The following is a 20,542-nucleotide window of genomic DNA, read 5'->3' on the forward strand; positions in this document are numbered from 1 at the left end:
AATCAATAATCAAAAACTTAAATGTATATTCTGTTTATAGATTAACATGAATGAAAAAAAAGTAAAGTAACATCAACTATAGGAAAAGGAAGCATTTGGGCGCATTATTAAGAATTAAGCACCTACAGTTCGTTCAGTTTTTTCTGTACGTTCAGAATGAATGATTTCAACTGATTATACCGTTTGAAATACTTGCTAATTATCTCCTATAATAAGTGAGGGCTCGATATACAATAGAGCGGTTAGAATTAAAGAGGTGAAAAAATGGAAAGTATGGCAAAATTAAAAATCGAAAATGTAACAAAAATTTTCGGGAAAAATGCAAAAAAGGCCATTCAGCTATTAAATAATGGTGAATCAAAAAAAGATATTCTTAAAAAAACAGGAGCAACAGTCGGGGTAAATAAGGCTAGTTTTGAAGTGAATCCTGGAGAGATATTTGTAATCATGGGACTTTCAGGAAGTGGTAAATCAACATTAGTTCGTATGTTTAACCGTCTGATTGATCCAACCATCGGGAATATTTATATTGATGGGAAAGACATTGTACGTATGTCTAAAGAAGAGTTACGCAATGTTCGTAGAGAAAAAGTAAGCATGGTCTTTCAGAAATTTGCATTACTTCCCCATCGAACAATCTTAGAAAATGCTGAATTTGGTTTAGAAATTCAAGGTGTAGATAAAGCGACTCGCAAAGAACAAGCCTTAGAAGCTCTTAAACTAGTTGGTTTAACAGGTTACGAAAATCAATATCCAGACCAACTAAGTGGCGGGATGCAACAAAGGGTAGGTCTTGCTCGTGCATTGGCAAATGATCCAGATATTCTTTTAATGGATGAAGCATTTAGCGCACTTGATCCTTTAATTCGTAAAGATATGCAGGACGAGTTATTAGACCTGCAATCAAATATGGAAAAAACAATCATATTTATTACACATGATTTAGATGAAGCATTGCGAATTGGTGATCGAATCGCATTAATGAAGGATGGGTCTATTGTCCAAGTAGGAACGCCTGAAGAAATTTTAATGAATCCTTCCAATGATTATGTAGAACGATTTGTCGAAGATGTTGATTTATCGAAAGTTTTAACGGCAAATCACATAATGAAACGTGCAGAGGCAGTCAATATAGAAAAAGGTCCTCGTGTTGCATTACAAATGATGAAGAAACTAGGAATCTCAAGTATCTATGTTGTAAATAAACGTAGAGAGCTTCTTGGAGCAATTACTGCCGATGATGCACGTATAGCCAGCGAAAAAAATGAAGGAATCGAAGCCATCTTACAAAAAGATGTTATTACGGTAACAGGTGATACATTATTATCTGACCTATTCGATAAAGTTTCCACTGCAATCATTCCAGTTGCTGTTATAGATGATCAAAATAGATTAAAAGGAATTCTTGTAAGAGGTGCAGTTATTGGTGCTCTTGCTGGTAATAATGAACTTATTAATGCACCTACACCGACAGAAACCGTACCAGTTGGGGGGGAAAATAATGAATAATCTATTTCCTAAACTGCCTGTCGCAGATTGGATCGATTCCTTTGTTGACTGGCTTACAACTACTTTTGAAGTATTATTTGATGGAATTACAGCAGTACTAGAATTTGTAGTTAATATTATAGTTTCTTTCTTTGGATTCATTCCTCCTATTCTATTAATCATTTTATTAGCATTACTGGCTTGGAAATTAGCGAATAAGAAGATTGCACTATTTACGCTTATAGGCTTATTACTTGTTGATAATTTAGGCTACTGGGAACCAATGATTGATACATTAGCCCTTGTTCTTTCAGCTGTATTTATCTCGATTGTTATTGGTATTCCGCTAGGCATTTGGGCTTCTCAAAACAATACAGTCCGCAATATCGTAATCCCGATATTAGACTTTATGCAGACAATGCCAGCTTTTGTATATTTAATACCGGCCATTTTCTTCTTTAGTATCGGGGTAGTGCCAGGAGTAGTTGCTTCTGTAATTTTTGCAATGCCACCTACTATACGCTTAACAATTCTTGGTATCCAACAGGTACCAAGCGATATTACAGAAGCTACCGAAAGTTTTGGTAGTACTACATCTCAAAAATTATTAAAAGTTCAATTACCACTTGCAATGCCAACTATATTAGCTGGTATTAATCAAAGTATCATGCTTGCGCTATCAATGGTAGTAATTGCTGCAATGGTTGGTGCGCCTGGATTAGGTGCAGATGTCTATCGTGCTGTAACTCAGATTCAAATTGGTCGTGGGTTTGAAGCCGGTATTTCTATTGTAGTACTTGCAATCATTTTAGATAGAATTACCCAAAATGTGGGCACAAAAAAAAAGGGGGCAAATTAATATGAAAAAAATGACAAGCTTACTAGGAGCAATCACGCTTACTTTAGGGTTAGCTGCCTGTGGTTCTGACAGTGCAGATAACGAAAATGCTACAATTGGTGAAAAGGTCGATTATGAAATTATTGGGATTGACCCTGGAGCAGGATTAATGAAAGCAACAAATCAAGCAATTAGTGACTATGAATTAAGCGATTGGACTTTAGTAGAAGGATCAAGTGCGGCTATGACTGCAGCGCTAAAAAAAGCATATGATAAAGAAGAACCTATCATTGTAACAGGCTGGACTCCGCACTGGATGTTTACTGCCTATGATTTGAAATACTTAGAAGATCCAAAAGGCTCATATGGTGAAGATGAAAACATTCATTCCATTGTACGTAATGGCTTAAAAGAAGATATGCCTGAAGCATATGCAGTATTAGATAATTTCCATTGGACAACAGAAGATATGGGAGTTGTTATGATGGATATTTATGAAGGAGAGTCACCTGAAAAAGCAGCCGAAAGCTGGGTTAAAGAAAATGCTGATAAAGTTAGTGAATGGACTGACGGTGTAGACAGCGTTGATGGTGACAAAATTAAAATTGGTTACGTTGCATGGGATAGCGAAATTGCAAGTACAAATGTTGTTGGCCAGGTATTAACAGATTTAGGCTATGATGTAACATTAAGTCAAGTAGAAGCAGGTCCTATGTGGACTGGTGTTGCTGACGGCAGCTTAGACGCACATATCGCTGGCTGGTTACCAATTACACATGAAGACTATGCAAGCAAATATGAAGGCCAATTCGAAGATTTAGGCGCTAACCTAGAAGGAACAAAATTAGGACTAGTCGTACCAAGCTATATGGATATTGATTCCATTGAAGATTTGAAAGAATAATAGCATATTGAAAAAGGGTCCGATTATAAATCTGACCCTTTTTCTTCGTTATTCTGATTTATTACTTAAATTATCATTCAATTCATTAATACTTTGACGAATATTCCCTTTACCAGATAAATTCTCCAATAATTCTTTAACATCAATCCCAGCTGAAGCCTTTAAAGATTCCTGCATTGTTGACATGAGGTTTGTCGCATAGCCAGTAACTTTATTTGCTCCACCATTACTACCATCACTTCCTGTATCAACAACTGTAATCTTATCAATATTCGCTAATGGGCTAGCCACTTGTTTTGCATATTCCGGTAACATGTCAAGCACCATATCTAAGATTGCCGCTTGGCCGTATTGTGCATATGCTTCTGCAATCTTGCGTTTCGCTTCCGCTTCTGCCAAACCTTTTAAGCGAATGATGTCTGCTTCTGTTTCCCCTTTTGCTTTTTCCGCTTCCGCTTTCGCTAAACCGTCTACACGGACTTTTTCTGCCTCGGCTTTCGCTTGTGACTCAATACGATATTGATTAGCATCTGCTTCTGCAATTTCACGACGTTTATTTGCCTCAGCTGCCTGTTCCATTGCATAGCGATCTGCATCAGCTTTCTTTTTAACCTCTGAATCATATTGCTTTTCTCTTCTTAAAATTTCTTTTTCTTCTAATTCAATTTGTTTCTGTCTTTCAATGATCTTAATTTGCATTTCTTGTTCGGTAACTTCTTGCTTAGAACGAGCACTTTCTAAATCATACGCTTGGTCAGCACGCGCTTTTGCAATATCTTGATCTCTTCTATAATCAGCAATTTTCATTTGATTTTCTTTTTCTGCTTCGGCAATTTCCGTAGCTCTTTCTAATTCAGCCTTTTTAGCATCCTTATCTGCTTCTGCCTTTTTAATTCTTGTTTCTTTATCGGCTTCTGCAGTTGCTATGTCTGCATCTCTTTTTACTTGTGCAATACGCGGTTTACCAAGGGATTCTAAGTATCCATTTTTATCTCTTACATCTTTAATGGTAAAAGAGACAATGACCAGACCCATTTTTGCCAAGTCATGTGAAGCAACTCTTTGCACTTCTTGTGAAAACTTATCTCTATTTTTATAAATTTCCTCTACTGTCATACTACCAAGGATAGAACGCAAATGTCCTTCTAATACTTCTCTTGCTTCGTTTTCACGATCTTGTTTGGTTTTCCCCAAAAACTGTTCAGCTGCTGTTGCAATTTCACCAATAGAACCACCAATTTTAATAATTGCTGTACCATCTGCCATTACTGGAACACCTTGCTCTGTATATACTTCAGGTGTCGAAACATCTAATTTGCTAGATAATAAGCTTAAAGGCTCTGATTGTTGGAAAACAGGGAGAATAAATGCCCCTCCGCCTCTAATGATCTTAATTTTATTTCCAGATTCATCAACATGAACATTTTTTGATCCTAAATAGCTTCCTGTTACAATTAGCGCTTCGTCAGGTCCTGCTGTTTTATACTTTGCCATAAATATACTAATAAGTGCGATTAGTAAAATTGCTACAATTCCTATTACAATCCAAATCTCCATTTGCATCCAGTTTTCCTCCTCTTATTAACTTTCCTAAATTCCGTTATTACGGACTACATAAGCAACATTCTCTTTAATCTCTACTACAACCGTTTCCTCACCAAAGCCAATTTCTTCATTATAAAAGCTTGCTGCGGTCTTTGAAATATTACCGCTTATACTCTCAATTAAAATTTCTCCATATCCATCTTTCGGAATAGCAGTAATCACTCTGCCAATTCTCCCTTTTAATGATTCATCATTGTAAACCAATGACTCCTCTGCATTGGCAAGTGGGATAAATACAAAAAAATGTAAACAGCTAGAAACAATGAGTGCAATAACTGCTGAAATAGATAGAATCATAACACTATTGATATCGGAATACTTTTCCATCAAATAGCCACTTGCTGCTAATATCGTAAAAAAAGCAAGGATTAAAGTGGGATTGAAGACACCAATATCTCCGCCAAATAAATCTGATAATAATAATGTTAAAATGACACATATTCCCGATCCTATTAATACGGTTAAATAAATGGTGGGAAGATCAAAGCCGAATATTTCCATATACATCATTCACTTTCCATTTTTTAAATTTTATTATGTGGTCACCTAATCATTCCTCCTTCATGTTATTTCTTATCAAATATACGATTAGAAATAAAAAAGGTTTCAGGAATATTTATAAAAAACAAATTCACCCTATTCATTTTTCCTTTCCATATCCATTATGCCTCATATGTTGTAAGAATCGATCTTTCTCGCAGTTCCCCTAGAGATGCTACGATTATTCAAGCGGTTCCGTTATTCTCATCAATTGCTTTTCCTATAAAAAGCAACATTCTTTTAGAAAACACCTTTCCTAACAATAAACTACATCAAAAAAGGGAAAACGATATTACATTCAAATTTTCGTCATCTTTATGTTTTTGTTTCATATCATAATTTAGAGGGAATTTCATATATATCAACCTATTATTACATCTGCCATTGATACCGTTTTAGCAATTATTTTTAACGAAAAGGGGATATTGTGGAGGCGCATATGAAAAGTACGGAAAAACACGACGAAAAGAAAAATAGTATTAGCAAAAAAATCATCTATTTTTTAGGTTCCATCTTACTCTTAACTACCCTATTTGGAGGCTATATTTTCTCAGATAAATATTTTGCTAGTGAGCCCAGAACAGGAAAAGAAGAATTCGGAGAAAAAGTAGTTATCACCTTACCAAATGGAAAAAAGGTATTTACCTACGAAAACCTAATCGTGAAAGAAGATGGCAAACTTCTTTATAAAGGGGAACGTAATACCATCGATTTATCAGGTGGAGTAGTAGTGTATGAAGATTGGAAAGACTAGATTATCCTTTTCATTCTAAGCTGTCAAAAGACCAAAAAATAACATTTGACAGCTTTTCTTCTATGTATAAAAAAAATGTCCCATACTAGATTAAACCAATTTCTTTCAAACCATAAGAGAGACCGCCTTCATTCACATGCTTTGTGACCATTTTCGCAAATGGTTTAACATCTTCATGAGCATTTCCCATCGCTATCCCCATACCTACATACGAGAGCATTTCTTTATCATTTAACCCATCTCCAAATGCCACAGCCTCCTGAGGATCGATATTTAATCTATTTAAAATTTCCGCTATTCCTGCTGCCTTTGACCCACCAGTCGGGATAACATCCATTGATAAAGGATGCCAACGTACAAAGTGAATCGTTGAAAATGTTTCTTCATATAAATTTTCATCTTTTTCTTCGCAGAAAAGTAAGCATTGATAAATATCTCCCTCCTTCCAAAAATCTTTTCGATAGGATGGCGCATTTAATTTCAATGACTGAAAGGATTCAATTATATGAGCATGCTCTTGATGATTTGCACAGCATTCCTTACTTCCTTGAAATACTAACGGATGATCATTTTTTAAAGCAATTTGTTCTAATTTCTCTAGCGTCTCTATCGGAATCGGTTTTTTATATACCTCCTCTTTCTCATGAACAACGTACGAGCCGTTAAAAGAGATATATGATGTTAAATTTAATTCAGCTAATATATCTGAAAAGAAATACGGTGCTCTTCCTGTTGCTAAAACGATGGGAATATTGCGTTTCTTTAACTCATTAATTGCTAATTTTGCATCATGAGGTATTTTTTTCTCCTCATTCACTAACGTTCCATCTATATCTATAAAGACAATTTTATAAGCCACAATCTATTCTCCCTTTCCTAATTTTCGATCAGTGAGCGCTTTTTTCTAGCCAAAAGCGGCCGTTCGTTATTCCAAATAACTTCAACTGGTAACGAAAAAAAGCTACTCATATTTTTGCTCGTTAATATATCCTTTGTATAGCCAGAGGAAAATTCCTTACCTTCTTTCAAGAGAAAAGAGTGGGAAAAAACTGGCAATACCTCTTCCACATGATGTGTAACATAAATGATGCTTGTGTCCTCGTTTACTATCTTTGAAATGGTGTCCAATAATTGTTCCCTTGCCAAAAAATCCAAGCCAGTTGCTGGTTCATCCAAAATAATAAGCTCCGGATCCAGCATTAATGCTCTTCCAATAAGAACCTTTTGTCTCTCTCCTTGCGATAAACTATTATATGATCTGTCAGCATATTCCAAACTACCTAACTGCTTCATAATAGCAATAGCTCGATTTCTGATTTCAGTTGTCGGTGACTCATATAAACCAATAGATGCATAAGCGCCACTTAGCACGATTTCAAATGCACTGTCAGATTCGTATAATTTTTGTTGCAGACGATTTGATACCAATCCAATTCTTCTTCTCAGTGCTCCCCCTAATTCAGATTTCCCAAAAACCTTTCCTAGAACTTCCATCTTACCTTCTGTTGGATGATAATAGGCACAAATCATATTTAACAAAGCTGTCTTACCGGCACCATTAAGACCATATAAAATCCAATTCTCCCCTTTTTTAATTTCCCAATTAATATGTTGTAGAATCCACTGTCCATTTCTTTTTAAGCCAACATCATCTAATTTTACAATCATGCCAATCCTCCTATTCCCTTTTCATTTTACTAAAAATTCTCATATTATGTACAGAGAGAAATGGAGATAGCGAATATATAGAAACGAACGCATCCATGAAATGCGCTATTTTATCATTGAAAAAAAACAAAAAAAGATCTAGCTTTTGTAATGTAAAGACAACAAAAGTCAGATCTTTTTTTGTTAACATCGAAATGTAAACGCTTTAATAATGATACAAAAAAATAAATGAGAGTGACCCCCATCTCAGAGGGCCATTGAAGTATATAGATTAACCAACTAATCCTTCTTTTTTAAGGACAGCTTCTACACCTTCTACTGCTTCTACTTCATCTTCACCAGTTGCAGAAATAGTAATTTCTCCACCCTTTGGTACACCTAGTGACATTACGCCCATAATAGACTTTAAGTTTACAGATTTACCTTTGAACGAGATTTGCATATCAGATTTGTATTTACTAGCAGTGCTTACTAATAATGTTGCTGGTCTTGCATGAATCCCAGTTTCATCAATTACCGTAAATGTTTTTTCGCTCATTGTTATGCCTCCTAAGAAAAAATTGTCTTACCTTATTATTTTAGCTGATTTTAGATGTTAATACTAACTTTTTTTCATCTTTTTCTTTTTTTGCCTTTATCTTTTTCTTCATGACTGTTTTTTTATGACTTCATTTTATGTAACATGTTCACTTTTTCTAGATTTGCACTTTTTATAAATTCAGCAAAAATTTGATTCATCTTTTCATTGGTAGATGCCATAGATTCAGGATGCCATTGTACTCCCAACAAGAAATTTTGATAACTCTTATGCTCGACCGCTTCAATGATGCCATCCTTACTTCTTGCAACCTCCACTAAATCCTTTGCTAACATATCAATCGCTTGATGGTGAATGCTATTTACCCTTGTTTTCGTTTCTCCTATTATAGATGCTAATTGACTATCTTCTTTTATGGTTACAAAATGAGTATCCCAGCTTCTTTTCACAGATTGAGTATGTTTAATACTATCTTTCACTTGAGAAGGAATATCTTGAATTAGTGTTCCCCCTAAAGCAACATTTAATATTTGAATCCCTCTGCATATTGCTAGTATTGGTTTATTTGTCTCCATCGCTCTGTTAATTACATTTATTTCCACTTTATCCCGCAGGAGAATTGTATCCCCGATATTTTGATGTGGATCTTCTCCAAATGTAATAGGATCTATATCCTCTCCACCACTTAGAATAACGGCATCACATAGATCTACCATTTCTACTGCAAGATTCTCTTCTACAAACGGAAGAATGATCGGCAACCCACCATTGGCCGCAATTGATTTTTGATAATCATGATGAACGTATGTACCTTCCATGAATTTATTTTTAAATATATAAGCACCTGTTATCCCTATTATCGGTTTACTCAACATCTTCATCCCCTGACGCTTCTATTTTTTTAATATTAACAATATTAAAAATGAAATAAAAGGGCATGTCAATACACTTGTCTAAAAGAATAATAAAAAATCAGCTATTATCGATAGACCCACATATATTCTCTCGAAAATAGCTGACTATTTTACCCTATAGACTTGTTTTCAGCCCTAAATATAATCACCAAATAACTTTCCAATTATGATTACAAGTGGCGGGCACAATTTTTCGCTCCATTATATAATTTGCAAGTAATTCTGAAGCATCAAATTGAATCTCTCGGACAACAGGTTTATTCTTAAACATAAAGAAATCACCGCCACCCCCAGCTCGATAATTATTCATTACCACTTCATAAATAGCTTCCTCATCTATTGGTTTGCCTTCAAAATCTAGCTGAATGACTCTTTGTCCATGAGGTTTTGTTATATCAAGTGTATATTCAATCCCCTCCCACATATCATAGTTATAATGCTGTGGTTTAGGATAAACAAAGGAAGGATTTACTATTGGTTCACCTTCCTCATTCAAAGCAAAATATTTGGCGCTTTGCTCAAGTGCTGCACGAATATCTTTCCCAGTTAAAGCTAGTACTTTGAATGTATTAGGATAGATATAATTGGAAACAATGTCCCTCATTGTCACATTTGGTTTAAATCCAGGGGATTCATTATTAAAGAGTGCCGTATTACTGATTTTTACATTCGCAGCTTCCATTTGCACTTTATTAATAAATTCAATGAGCGGACTATCTGCTAAGCGAATCTCCATTGGATCTTTTACAAGCATATCTCCATCAATATGTCCTATTGGCGTATCCAGCCATTTTTGTGTACTATCTTCATATTCTTTTGCTAACATAAGGATTTCTTCATCTGCATCCACATCTGCTACTGATAATAATTCGGAGTCTTTCTTTATTACCTCCCCGTTTTCATCAAGCACCAATGTTATTTTGCCCACAAATTTTCCATTATTGCTTGGCTGTATAATTTCTGTGCCATTTATATTACCAGTTAATTCTCGATGTTGATGGCCAGTTAATAGCACATCAACACCATCTATCTGTTTGCAAATGCTATATCCCTGATTCTCCCTAGTCAATACTTCCGTTGGCTCTCCCGTTTCCAGATTCCGTTCAAATCCACCATGATAGGAAATGACAAGAACATCTGGCTGTTCTTCTTTATTAATAAAATCTACCCATTTTTTTGCACTATCGAATGCATCATTAAATTGAAGTCCTTTGATATTCTTAGGGTTTTCCCAATTCGGAATATAGTGCGTTGTCAAGCCAAGAATTGCAATTTTAAAGCCATTAATTCTTTTAATCAAATAAGGGGTACCTAAAAACGGCTGATTTGTTTTTTCTTCGACAATATTCCCACAAAGCCAAGGAAAATTTGATTCTTTTACAGCACTTTTTAAAATAGTTAAACCGTAATTAAATTCATGATTTCCAATAACAGCCCCATCATATTTTAATTGATTTAAGATTGTTATCATTGGATTTTTTTTATCTGCTAAAAAATTCACATAATGGTATGTTAAAGGCGTACCTTGTATTAAATCACCATTGTCTATTATAATCGTATTTGGATTCTTTGCCCTTTCCTTTGCTATAATAGTAGCAACTTTTCCTAGGCCCACATCAGATGGCGCATTATTCCCATAGTTCACTGGAAATATATTTCCATGGACATCACTTGTTAATAAAATAGTTACTTCTGTATTCAAGATTTCATCTCCTGTTACTTTATTTCATCATCTACTTCCATTCATTAACTTCCACGTACTTACTCATTAATAGCATTTTCATTATAGCAAGTTCATCCTTCAATAACTACTTATAATTCTTTATATTTCAACTAAATTAGTAATTCCTCCAAATAGAAAGCATAGAATTATTTAAAATAAGCAAAATAGTTCCAATTATCTTATTATTTGTTACAATAGTAATAATACAATCAAATAATAAAGGAGTGTCCTCCATATGAATAGCAGAAAAATATTAATTACCCACCCCCTCCATCCTTCTCTATTGGAAAAAGTTAAGTCCCAATTCTCTGCATGGCAAATTATTCATGCATCAAAACAGGATGAATGGCAAGAGCATTTGATTGATTCTGAAATAATTGTTGGTTGGAGAAACAGTTTTGATATGCAAAGCATTAACCAGAATGACCAGCTCAAATGGATTCAAACATGGAGCGCTGGTGTTAATAGCCTTCCATTAGATCAATTAAGTAAAAAAAATATTTTCATTACAAGCGCAAATGGAGTACATAGCTATCCAATTTCTGAAACGATTTTCGCTCTCCTACTAGGATTAACAAGAAATATTCATACATATGTTCGAAATCAGCAAACAAAAAAGTGGGATGGTACCGATATCAAGTTGGAAGCTCATAAAAAAACGATTGGTATTATTGGCGTAGGGGCAATCGGGCTAGAAACAGCTAAAATTGCGAAAGCATTTGATATGCATGTCATCGGTGTACGAAACTCGCTGAAACCGACAGACTATGTGGATAAATTATACACTTCCAATCAACTAGCTGAAGTACTTCCAATATGTGATTATGTTGTTGTCACTCTTCCATTAACTGATGATACATACCATTTATTCCAAAAAGAACAATTTCAGCAAATGAAAAAGTCAGCATTCTTTATTAACATCGGACGTGGAGAAATTGTGAAAGAAGATGATCTAGTTGAAGCATTAATAAGTGGAGAAATATTAGGTGCGGGATTAGACGTCTTTGAAACAGAACCATTACAGCAATCAAGTCCATTATGGGATTTAGAAAATGTCATTATTACTCCTCACACATCTGGTTCTACAGAGCATTATAGCAGTAGAGTGATAGAAGAAATATTTCTGCTGAATGCAATTTACTATCTAAAAGGAGAACCACTCCCGATTAATTTAGTAGACTACCATAAAGGATATTAACTAAATAGATAAAAAGAGGAGCCAGCTATTAATAGCACTGACTCCTCTTTTTTTACCCTACTTTTTTATAATTTTTCTGGCTTGATGCACGACGAACTATCATATAAACCTTTTGACTTAAGAAACCTATAAGCAAGATAACTACCAATAATAACGTTATCGTTGCTCCAGGAGGAGTTCCTAAATGATAGGATGAAAATAAACCAGTAAAAATACTAACTGCCGCTACTAAAATGGCAACAATAAACACCCATTTAAAACCTTTTACTAATTTAATGGAAAAAGCAGAAGGTAGTACCAACAGGGCAGAAACTAATAATACTCCAATAGTTGGTATAATAACAGAAATTGCAATACCCGTTAATATGCTAAATGCAATAGATAGCATACTTGTATTAATCCCACTAGTTGTAGCAGTATCTTGATCAAAGGTCATAATATACATTTGTCTCGTAAAGAAAAGAAAAAATAAAAGAATAATTCCAGTTACAATTGCTAACACATTTACTTGCTGTTTACTTATCGTAATAATACTCCCAAATAAATACTGATCCATGCTTGCCGTCATTCCACCACTTGATAAGCTCATAAGAAATAACGCAAATGATAGACCAGCAGCCATCAAAATAGCTATCGATACTTCTGAATAAGTATGATATGCACGACGCATATATTCAATCCCAATCGCCCCAGCGACAACGACTAGTAGACTAGAGAGTGTCACATTTGTTTGAAAGAAAAAACCAATCGCAACACCAGCTAATGAGATATGGGACAAAGTATCGGCCATTAACGCCTGTCTTCTTAAGACTAAATAAATCCCTATGATTGGTGCAATTATTGCAATGAGCCCACCTGCCCAAAATGCTCTTTGCATGAATTCAAGCTCAAACATCTCCATCCACCTTTTTCTCCTTTCTCTATATGAATAATCTTATCTAAATAACCTTCTACTTCATCTTGATCATGGGTTACCATGACTACCGTTCTATTATGTTCTCTAACCTGATGCTTCATAAATTCATAAAATCCTTTTCTACTATCCGCATCCATGCCTGTTGTCGGTTCATCTAAAACAAGTAAATCCGGTTCTGACGCTAGTATTCGGGCAATCACAATCTTCTGTTTTTGTCCTCCAGATAACTCTCCTATTTTCTTATTTCGATACTCCCACATTCCAACCATTTCTAAAGACTTCTTCACTGCCTCATGATCAACTTCCTTCAGTCTCTCATAAAACTTTTTACGCTGATATCTACCTGAACGAACAAGTTCTATCACCGTGCTCGGGAATCCAACATTAAAAGAAGAGATTTGCTGCGGAACATAACCAACTGTTAATTTTTTTTCCTTCGAATTAAGCTTACTTATTTTCACACTGCCTGACCAAGGTTTAAGCAAGCCCAATAATAACTTTAAGAGTGTAGATTTACTTGCACCATTCGGGCCAGTAATCCCAACAAACTCACCACTTTCTAATTCAAAAGAGACATTTTCAAGAGAAGGGACATGCTCATATCCAAATGTAATTTTTGATACTGTCGCCAGTTTCATAGTAATTACTCCTTTCCATTTGTAATTCACGTCATCAATTCATTATTTAAATAAAAGCCGATTAATCTAAGATATAAAACCATACCATGTCAAAGAGGCTAGCTTGGTTATACCGATTTTTATATCAATGATTGATATAACATATATCTCCGTGTCCATCCACTGTCGAGACACATCTAAACTTTTATAATTTTTGCCATTTCCTACAGGTATATACTCTATAACATATATTGAGTAGCTTACTTTCCTAGTTTGAGAAAGTAAATCTATCCTTTAACCATTTCGTATTCATTACGATTTAAAGAAGAAATGGAACACACCTAGTTATTCATTTATTTAGATTAATCATAAATGAAAGCTATTCCTACCTTTTTCTTTTATATATTATACATGACACTTAATAATAGACTTTTCCCATTAAGGTGTCAACATAAATCCAAACGATTCCGATTAAAAATTTTATAATAAACTTTTTAATTGGTCAAGAATTTTACCTTCTTAAGAATACTCGCTTTTATCTTCCATCATATTATCCATTTAATAATAGAGGGAAACAAATTACTATTACACTAATAATAAAAATGTCGTGAATCCTTTTAGAAAAATTGTGGTCCTTCATCCTTCACTAAAGGTTAGTTCTAGCTTAGAAAACCATTTAGGGGCTATTTACTCTCCCACCTATCCTTCTTAAACGCTCACAAGCTTGTAATTAATGTCTAACTGAAGTTGGGAGATAAATAAAAAATTAACGCATCTTTCAAAAAAAAGGAATATTTTTTTTACTAATGGGTATTATATAAGTAAACAGAACAAAAGCATTACCAGATAAAACTCACTAGTAATGCTTTCCTGAAATGATTCTATTAGAAACGAACAACTCTTCCATTAAATACAGATTTCCAATACCCGCTATTCATAGATGCTATTGCAACACCAGTAGAGCTTTGTGAACCGATAAACTTACCTCCACCAATATAGATTCCAACATGACCATCTGTTTTATATGTGTTAAAGAACACTAAATCTCCTGGTTGCATATCGCTTGTAGACACACGCGTTCCGGAGTTCTTTAAAGCATCCGTACTTGCAGGAATGCTATATCCAGCTTGTGAATAAGCCCAGCTAACAAATCCAGAACAATCAAACAATCCGTTTGCTACATCTGAAGCAGTTCTTCCACCGCCAAATTTATAAGTTGAATTCCCAATGTATTTATAACCAGCAGTAATTGCTTTTGATTTACTACCGCTTGCTTTTTCACTTGAAATCTTACTAGCACTCCCACTGTCATTCGTTCCAATTGTGGAAGCAACCAATTGATTTAAGTTATCTTCTTCTTTTTGTTGAATCATTTTTTTTATTTGTGGCTCTACAGATTGTAAAGAACCGTATTTCTGTTCCAATTCTGCTTTACGCTCTTTATTTTCAGCTTCTTTAGCCTTTAAATCTTTTTTGGATTGCTCATTTTTCTTCTGTTGATCTTCATTTTGCTTTTGCATTTCTTCAAGATCTAACTTCGTATTATTCAACTCATCATATTTATCTTTTATTTCATTTTGCTTTGTTTCTAAATCTTCTTTATCTTTCTCATTGCTTGCAATTAAATCTTGATCTGCTTCCATAATTGTAGCAACTGCACCTACACGGTCAACAAATTCCTTAAAACTAGCAGCACCGAATAATACTTCAATATAATCAACACTTCCTCCATTTTCTTGGAAAGAACGTGCTCTTTCTTTTAATACATCATTACGCTTTTCAATTCTATCTTCTAATTCTTTTATTTTTTTCTCAAGAGAGTCAATTTCTTTCTCCGTAGCTTTCATTTTAGCCTTTGTTTCCTCAATAAGACTTTTATTTTCCTCAATTGCTTTATCTACTCTTTTAATTTGAGCCTCTAATTTTTTTAACTCTTCTTGCGTTTCTACAATTTTAATTTGAGCGTCAGAAATTTGGCTTTTTAAAGATGCTTGTTGTTGCGTAATGCTAGTTGGTTGAATCGCATGAGCATTTATTCCTGGGATCGCTAAGCTAGTACCCAATCCAAGTAATATCGTCGTATTTAGTACCACTAGTTTCTTTTTTAACATTCCATTTTCCCCCTGCACATTTATCTAATGTAGAATTCTTCTAATTTATTTATCTATGTATCTTCTTTATGTTTATGATGTAATTGGTAGAGAGACTCTTATAATATAGTATTCTCTACAGTGTAAATCAAACAATAACCCTGTTTTCGACGAAAGTTCTTTATATAAAACATCTTTCGCCACAAATAGAAGTATAACATCATAATTTGTCATTTAAGTAATAGAAATATTACAATTATATTTCAATTGTCATTTTTCTTCGTTTGTTCACATTTTTTTCACACTTTTTTCCTATATATCACTCCAAAAAATGGAAGCGACTAAATAATATTAAAATAATGAACCGTTCTTAATAGAAGTATTTTATCGTTTTATTTCGACACAACTCAACATTTTTCTTTTTTGTTAAAAAATGCGAATTTCTTTCTATTTGAACCACTATGTTATATTAGAAATAGCTCTTTACCTTGGCTGTTTTTCAATAATTGGTTTTTTAAAAGAAAATTAATACATGACAAGAAGGCATTTTAGGGATAACTCAAAGGCTAGCCCCCCTTTGCAAACAATAGGGTAACCCTTCCCATAATTTGTGATGACAATATACTTTCAAATTACGACCAACAAACTTTGAAACCAGTCCTAACTTAATATATAGAAGGAATTGATTAATACATGAAAAAAGTAATTGTAGTAGGCGGAGGGATACTTGGCGCCTCTATTACATTTGAATTAGCAAAGCGTGGAGCAGAGGTTATAGTCATTGATCGAGAAGACCAAGGACAAGCAACAAAGGCAGCAGCTGGCATCATTTGCCCTTGGAATTCCCAGCGTAGAAACAAAAAATGGTATGTATTAGCAAGAGAAGGTGCGAAATACTATCCATCCCTTGTTGAAGATTTAAATAGCTATCATCAATTACATACTGGTTATAAAAAAGTTGGTGCTCTTAGCCTTCATTCCGATCTTACAAAACTAGAAGCTATGAAAGAGAGAACATTAAAAAGAAAATTAGAAGCACCAGAAATTGGAGATGTAAATATTCTTACCTCATCAGAAGCAAAGGCATTGTTCCCGTTATTAGCTCCAGGATACGGCGCTTTACATATTAGTGGAGCAGCAAGAGTAAATGGCTGGGCATTACGAGATGCTCTTATAGAGGCTAGCAAACAATTAGGTGCAACCTTTATCCAATCATCTTGTACGCTAATTAAAGAAAAAGATACGGTAAAAGGAGTTACACTTAGTGACAACACGACCATTTATGCGGATGAAGTAGTAATTGCCGCTGGTGTTTGGGCGAATGAATTACTAGAGGCACTTCGAGTATCTTTTGACGTGAAGGCACAGAAGGGACAGATTCTGCACGTAAAGTTAAAGGATGTTGAATGTTCAGAATGGCCTGTTGTCATGCCACCACATGATCAATACTTATTATCATTAGAAAATAATAATATTGTTATAGGAGCAACACACGAAAATACGACAGATTTAACTGCCAACATTACAATTGCCGGAATACAAGAAATTATCGATAAGGCTTTATTATTTGCCCCTGGCTTGTCAGACGGGATTTGGAGTGAAGTAAAAGTTGGCTTTCGTCCATTTACAAATGACTTTCTTCCTGTGTTCGGAAGACTACAGCAATATGAAGGGATAACAATTGCTAATGGTTTAGGGGCATCCGGCTTAACAATGGGTCCTTTTATCGGGCAACAACTGGCCAAATTTGTCCTTGGATCTGCATGTGATATCGATTTATCTCCATATTCTATCGATAGTTCCGTTCAAGAGATATAATTGCCTTGTTTTAAATACGCTGCTCGATTATATTTTGTTTATTTAATTAATACCATCCGAAAAAAAAAGGATGCCTGATCCCAGCTACCTTTTTGGGAGATTCAAGCATCCTTTTTCTTTATAAGGATTACCCTTCCTTAAAATAATTTTTTTCAGATACAATATTAGGTAATTGTCCTTATTTTTTTCGTTCACAGCTAATTATATATGCTCTGTTCCAAATAAAGTGAGCCCATTAACCGTCACTCTTCACTAGGCTTTTTTCCTATTACCCATCCAAAACTCTTACAAATAGAACTCTCTCCCCTACATTAGGTTGAAATTCAATAGAATAGATAGTATTTTCTACATATGGTTCTTCGCCAATTTTCATATTAAAATTGTTCTATATTACGTTCACTTTCATTCTATTAAACGTTCTTTCTTCATTATTATTTAGGAATAATCTAGTTAACTGCAATTAGTGATTTATTGTTCGTTCACTAATGGATCATTACGAACTTACTGTTGAGAGACTGCCCTCTTTCATCAGCCTTTTTACATTTTAGGGGGATTAAAAAATGAGTCGAATAATTACTATTACTTCCGGGAAAGGTGGGGTTGGAAAAACTACAGTTACTGCTAACATCGGTATTTCCCTTGCATTAAAAGGCTATAAAGTGTGCTTAATTGATGCAGATTTTGGTTTACGAAACCTTGATATTCCATTAGGCTTGTCTAATCGAATTATTCTAGATATTTCGGATTATTTGCAAAAGCTATGTTCCTTTAATCATATAGTCGTTAAACACCGTACATTAAAGAACCTTCATTTAGTACCCGGTAGTAAAAAGCAAGTGACAGAGGTAGAATTTCTCTCGTTTGTGGAGATGCTCCAAGAAATTGATTCACTGTATGATTTTATCTTAATTGATTCTCCCTCAGGATTGGAAAGTGGATTTTTCTATGCAATAAACGGAGCCGATGAAGTTATTATTGTAGCTACACCTGATAAAACTGCATTACAGGATGCAGACAGGGTAATTGGTATACTGGAATCACAAAATAAACAGCCATTATCTCTCCTTGTAAATGGTTATAAACATAACCAGGAAGTTGATAATATCTTGCAATTATTGAATATAAATATTCTAGGAGCCATTCCTTCTGATGCAGATATTATCGCAGCTAATAACAAAGGCAATCCAATTGCATTAAACCCAAGTTTACAATCTGGAGTGATGTTTAGAAAGATTGCAAGTAATCTTTCCAAACACCATTATAACCAGAGAATTGATTTACCTTCTTATAACCAGAACTTTTTTACACATAGAAATTTAAAGCTGTCTTTTTAAAAACATTTATGATTGAAAGAACTTATAGTCTCTTACTTAGCGTTTACTTGATAGGTTGGAATTTCATAGTTTAATGTATATGTACTTATTAAACTATATAAATTATAAATTTGATTTACCTGTTTTGTTGCCCAGCCTATATCGGAAGCATACTGATGTGTTGCTGTCCCTGTTTTTTCAGCTGCATCAGGATTCCATCTCATTTTATATAAAGTATCTTGTCCAGCATTGATATAACCTTGCGCAATAAATTTTGCACCACCTATAATCGCAGCTTCAGGTGTAAACCAGCCAGCATTATAGGCATATTCGGCACCACTTGAAATAGCAGATCCATCATAGGCACCAATACCATACATGTTATAAACCATTTTACCATTAACTTCAACACCATTTGCCAAAGTAGAAGTACCATTTCCAGTCTCTAAAAGAGCATGAGAAATCAAGTATAGTTCATTAATTCCGTAAGCATTAGCCGCAGTGACAAAAGCAGATGCTTTACCAGCTAATATACCTTTACCAGCTAATATCTTACTATCTACTTCTTTATCATCCACATTTGCTTTTGCAGACAATTTAAGAAATTGCAAAGATTGGATATCACTATTAATAAAGTTATCGGGGTTTAGATAATAGGCAGTATCTTCTTTACTAGCACTAACCCAAGCCTGTGAATAATCTACTTTATACCAGTAGTATCCATCCGTTCCTTTTACTTTGGAAACAACCGTTAATACCTGTCCACTCGTTAAAGTACTAACAACAGAATAATCGGTTCCAGCACCTCCACGCAATCTCCAGCCACTACCAAGTACAGTTCCTTTTGTGGAATCAGATGTTTTGAATACAATCGCATCTTCTCTGATATATGTATCATATTTTGTATCCGTTTGTGGATTGACTTTTAATTGAATATTAGTCATGTCTTCTAAAGTCAGATTGTAATTAACATAACTCTTATTTATTGTTACATTAGTACTTCCATTATCTTTAGCCGTTAAATATTCTGTACTAACATACCCTTCCAGATTATTCACTATTATTTTGGACCAACCATTTTCTTCTGATTGAACAGTTACTACTGTTCCTGCTGCAAGCTTGCTTAAGATTGTCCCACTCGTTGATGGTGTAGCTCTCATATTTAAGCTAGAACCCGCTTGGACATTAACAATCTTTTCCACAGCTGTTGGTGCTTCCTCTGACTGCTTGTCTTCCTCTTGATCTGTTTGGTCGTCTGTTCCATTTTCAGGGGTAGTAACACTTGTTAAGTACTCACTGCTTACATACCCTTCTAGATTATTCGTCTTAATTTGCGACCAGCCATTTTTCTCTGATATTACTGTTACTACCGTTCCTGCTGTAAGCTTTCCTTTTATTACTCCACTTGTTGATGCTGTGGATCTCACGTTTAAGCTTGATCCTGCTTGAACATTGACTTTCTTTTCCACTGTGGTTGGTGTTTCTTCTGGCTGCTTGTCTTCCTCTGGATCTGTTTGGTCGTCTGTTCCATTTTCAGGGGTAGTAACACTTGTTAAGTACTCACTGCTTACATACCCTTCTAGATTATTCGTCTTAATTTGCGACCAGCCATTTTTCT

The 20,542-nt window shown here is 34.6% G+C and carries 18 protein-coding genes; 7 read left to right on the top strand and 11 right to left on the bottom strand.

The genetic code is table 11. The features are described 5' to 3' along the window. Positions 1-264 precede the first annotated feature (264 nt). From proV to ACTQ5K_RS04035, 3 genes are read left to right on the top strand one after another with little or no spacing between them, the layout of a single operon-like run. The gene (gene proV / locus ACTQ5K_RS04025) at positions 265-1,509 is read left to right on the top strand and encodes a glycine betaine/L-proline ABC transporter ATP-binding protein ProV (protein ID WP_031534106.1); all 1,245 of its coding nucleotides are present in this window, start codon (positions 265-267) and stop codon (positions 1,507-1,509) included. After that, positions 1,502-2,347, top strand: a complete 846-nt coding sequence (locus ACTQ5K_RS04030; protein ID WP_031534103.1) for an ABC transporter permease — start codon at positions 1,502-1,504, stop codon at positions 2,345-2,347. Before proV ends, ACTQ5K_RS04030 begins: the two co-directional genes overlap by 8 nt. 1 nt (position 2,348) lies before the next feature. Beyond that, positions 2,349-3,230, top strand: coding sequence for a glycine betaine ABC transporter substrate-binding protein (locus ACTQ5K_RS04035; protein WP_284561291.1), 882 nt, complete (start codon positions 2,349-2,351; stop codon positions 3,228-3,230). 48 nt (positions 3,231-3,278) lie between these two features. On the opposite strand, the gene ACTQ5K_RS04040 is transcribed toward ACTQ5K_RS04035, so the two are convergent. Beyond that, the gene (locus ACTQ5K_RS04040; protein WP_031534099.1) at positions 3,279-4,793 is read right to left on the bottom strand and encodes a flotillin family protein; all 1,515 of its coding nucleotides are present in this window, start codon (positions 4,791-4,793) and stop codon (positions 3,279-3,281) included. Between the two features lie 27 nt (positions 4,794-4,820). Continuing rightward, positions 4,821-5,342, bottom strand: coding sequence for a hypothetical protein (locus ACTQ5K_RS04045; protein ID WP_048717690.1), 522 nt, complete (start codon positions 5,340-5,342; stop codon positions 4,821-4,823). A gap of 472 nt (positions 5,343-5,814) precedes the next feature. On the opposite strand from ACTQ5K_RS04045, the gene ACTQ5K_RS04050 reads away from it, so the two are divergent. After that, positions 5,815-6,129 carry a hypothetical protein gene (locus tag ACTQ5K_RS04050; RefSeq protein WP_031534095.1) on the top strand — a complete coding sequence of 105 codons (315 nt, stop codon included), beginning with the start codon at positions 5,815-5,817 and terminating at the stop codon, positions 6,127-6,129. A gap of 85 nt (positions 6,130-6,214) precedes the next feature. Here ACTQ5K_RS04050 and ACTQ5K_RS04055 read toward each other — a convergent pair whose 3' ends face one another. The 5 genes from ACTQ5K_RS04055 to ACTQ5K_RS04075 all read right to left on the bottom strand — a co-directional run bounded on the left by ACTQ5K_RS04055 (position 6,215) and on the right by ACTQ5K_RS04075 (position 10,951). Further along, positions 6,215-6,988, bottom strand: coding sequence for a Cof-type HAD-IIB family hydrolase (locus ACTQ5K_RS04055; protein ID WP_441993746.1), 774 nt, complete (start codon positions 6,986-6,988; stop codon positions 6,215-6,217). Positions 6,989-7,005: 17 nt separating this feature from the next. Next, positions 7,006-7,797, bottom strand: a complete 792-nt coding sequence (locus ACTQ5K_RS04060) for an ABC transporter ATP-binding protein (protein WP_441993747.1) — start codon at positions 7,795-7,797, stop codon at positions 7,006-7,008. Between the two features lie 271 nt (positions 7,798-8,068). Beyond that, the gene (locus tag ACTQ5K_RS04065; protein ID WP_031534089.1) at positions 8,069-8,335 is read right to left on the bottom strand and encodes a phosphocarrier protein HPr; all 267 of its coding nucleotides are present in this window, start codon (positions 8,333-8,335) and stop codon (positions 8,069-8,071) included. Positions 8,336-8,457: 122 nt separating this feature from the next. Beyond that, positions 8,458-9,210, bottom strand: coding sequence for a gamma-glutamyl-gamma-aminobutyrate hydrolase family protein (locus ACTQ5K_RS04070; protein ID WP_441130658.1), 753 nt, complete (start codon positions 9,208-9,210; stop codon positions 8,458-8,460). A 184-nt stretch (positions 9,211-9,394) separates the two neighbouring features. Continuing rightward, on the bottom strand, positions 9,395-10,951 hold the full coding sequence (locus ACTQ5K_RS04075; RefSeq protein WP_235250344.1) for a bifunctional metallophosphatase/5'-nucleotidase: 1,557 nt from the start codon (positions 10,949-10,951) through the stop codon (positions 9,395-9,397). A gap of 256 nt (positions 10,952-11,207) precedes the next feature. Here ACTQ5K_RS04075 and ACTQ5K_RS04080 point away from each other — a divergent pair, with 256 nt between their 5' ends. Next, positions 11,208-12,170 carry a D-2-hydroxyacid dehydrogenase gene (locus tag ACTQ5K_RS04080; protein ID WP_441993748.1) on the top strand — a complete coding sequence of 321 codons (963 nt, stop codon included), beginning with the start codon at positions 11,208-11,210 and terminating at the stop codon, positions 12,168-12,170. A gap of 52 nt (positions 12,171-12,222) precedes the next feature. Here ACTQ5K_RS04080 and ACTQ5K_RS04085 read toward each other — a convergent pair whose 3' ends face one another. The 3 genes from ACTQ5K_RS04085 to ACTQ5K_RS04095 form a co-directional block, all read right to left on the bottom strand. Further along, on the bottom strand, positions 12,223-13,071 hold the full coding sequence (locus tag ACTQ5K_RS04085) for a metal ABC transporter permease (RefSeq protein WP_031539913.1): 849 nt from the start codon (positions 13,069-13,071) through the stop codon (positions 12,223-12,225). Beyond that, positions 13,008-13,724, bottom strand: coding sequence for a metal ABC transporter ATP-binding protein (locus ACTQ5K_RS04090; RefSeq protein WP_235250365.1), 717 nt, complete (start codon positions 13,722-13,724; stop codon positions 13,008-13,010). The genes ACTQ5K_RS04085 and ACTQ5K_RS04090 overlap by 64 nt, the downstream gene beginning before the upstream one ends. 863 nt (positions 13,725-14,587) lie before the next feature. Continuing rightward, the gene (locus ACTQ5K_RS04095) at positions 14,588-15,814 is read right to left on the bottom strand and encodes a coiled-coil domain-containing protein (RefSeq protein WP_441993749.1); all 1,227 of its coding nucleotides are present in this window, start codon (positions 15,812-15,814) and stop codon (positions 14,588-14,590) included. A gap of 672 nt (positions 15,815-16,486) precedes the next feature. Here ACTQ5K_RS04095 and ACTQ5K_RS04100 point away from each other — a divergent pair. Continuing rightward, on the top strand, positions 16,487-17,611 hold the full coding sequence (locus tag ACTQ5K_RS04100) for an NAD(P)/FAD-dependent oxidoreductase (protein ID WP_251627381.1): 1,125 nt from the start codon (positions 16,487-16,489) through the stop codon (positions 17,609-17,611). Between the two features lie 560 nt (positions 17,612-18,171). Continuing rightward, positions 18,172-18,945, top strand: a complete 774-nt coding sequence (minD, locus tag ACTQ5K_RS04105; RefSeq protein ID WP_048717691.1) for a septum site-determining protein MinD — start codon at positions 18,172-18,174, stop codon at positions 18,943-18,945. 32 nt (positions 18,946-18,977) lie between these two features. On the opposite strand, the gene ACTQ5K_RS04110 is transcribed toward minD, so the two are convergent. Further along, positions 18,978-20,542 (bottom strand): SH3 domain-containing protein (locus ACTQ5K_RS04110; protein WP_441993750.1); only part of this gene is annotated, 1,565 nt, incomplete at its 5' end.

This window comes from Niallia sp. Sow4_A1, from assembly GCF_052116745.1.
GTDB lineage: Bacteria > Bacillota > Bacilli > Bacillales > Cytobacillaceae > Niallia > Niallia hominis.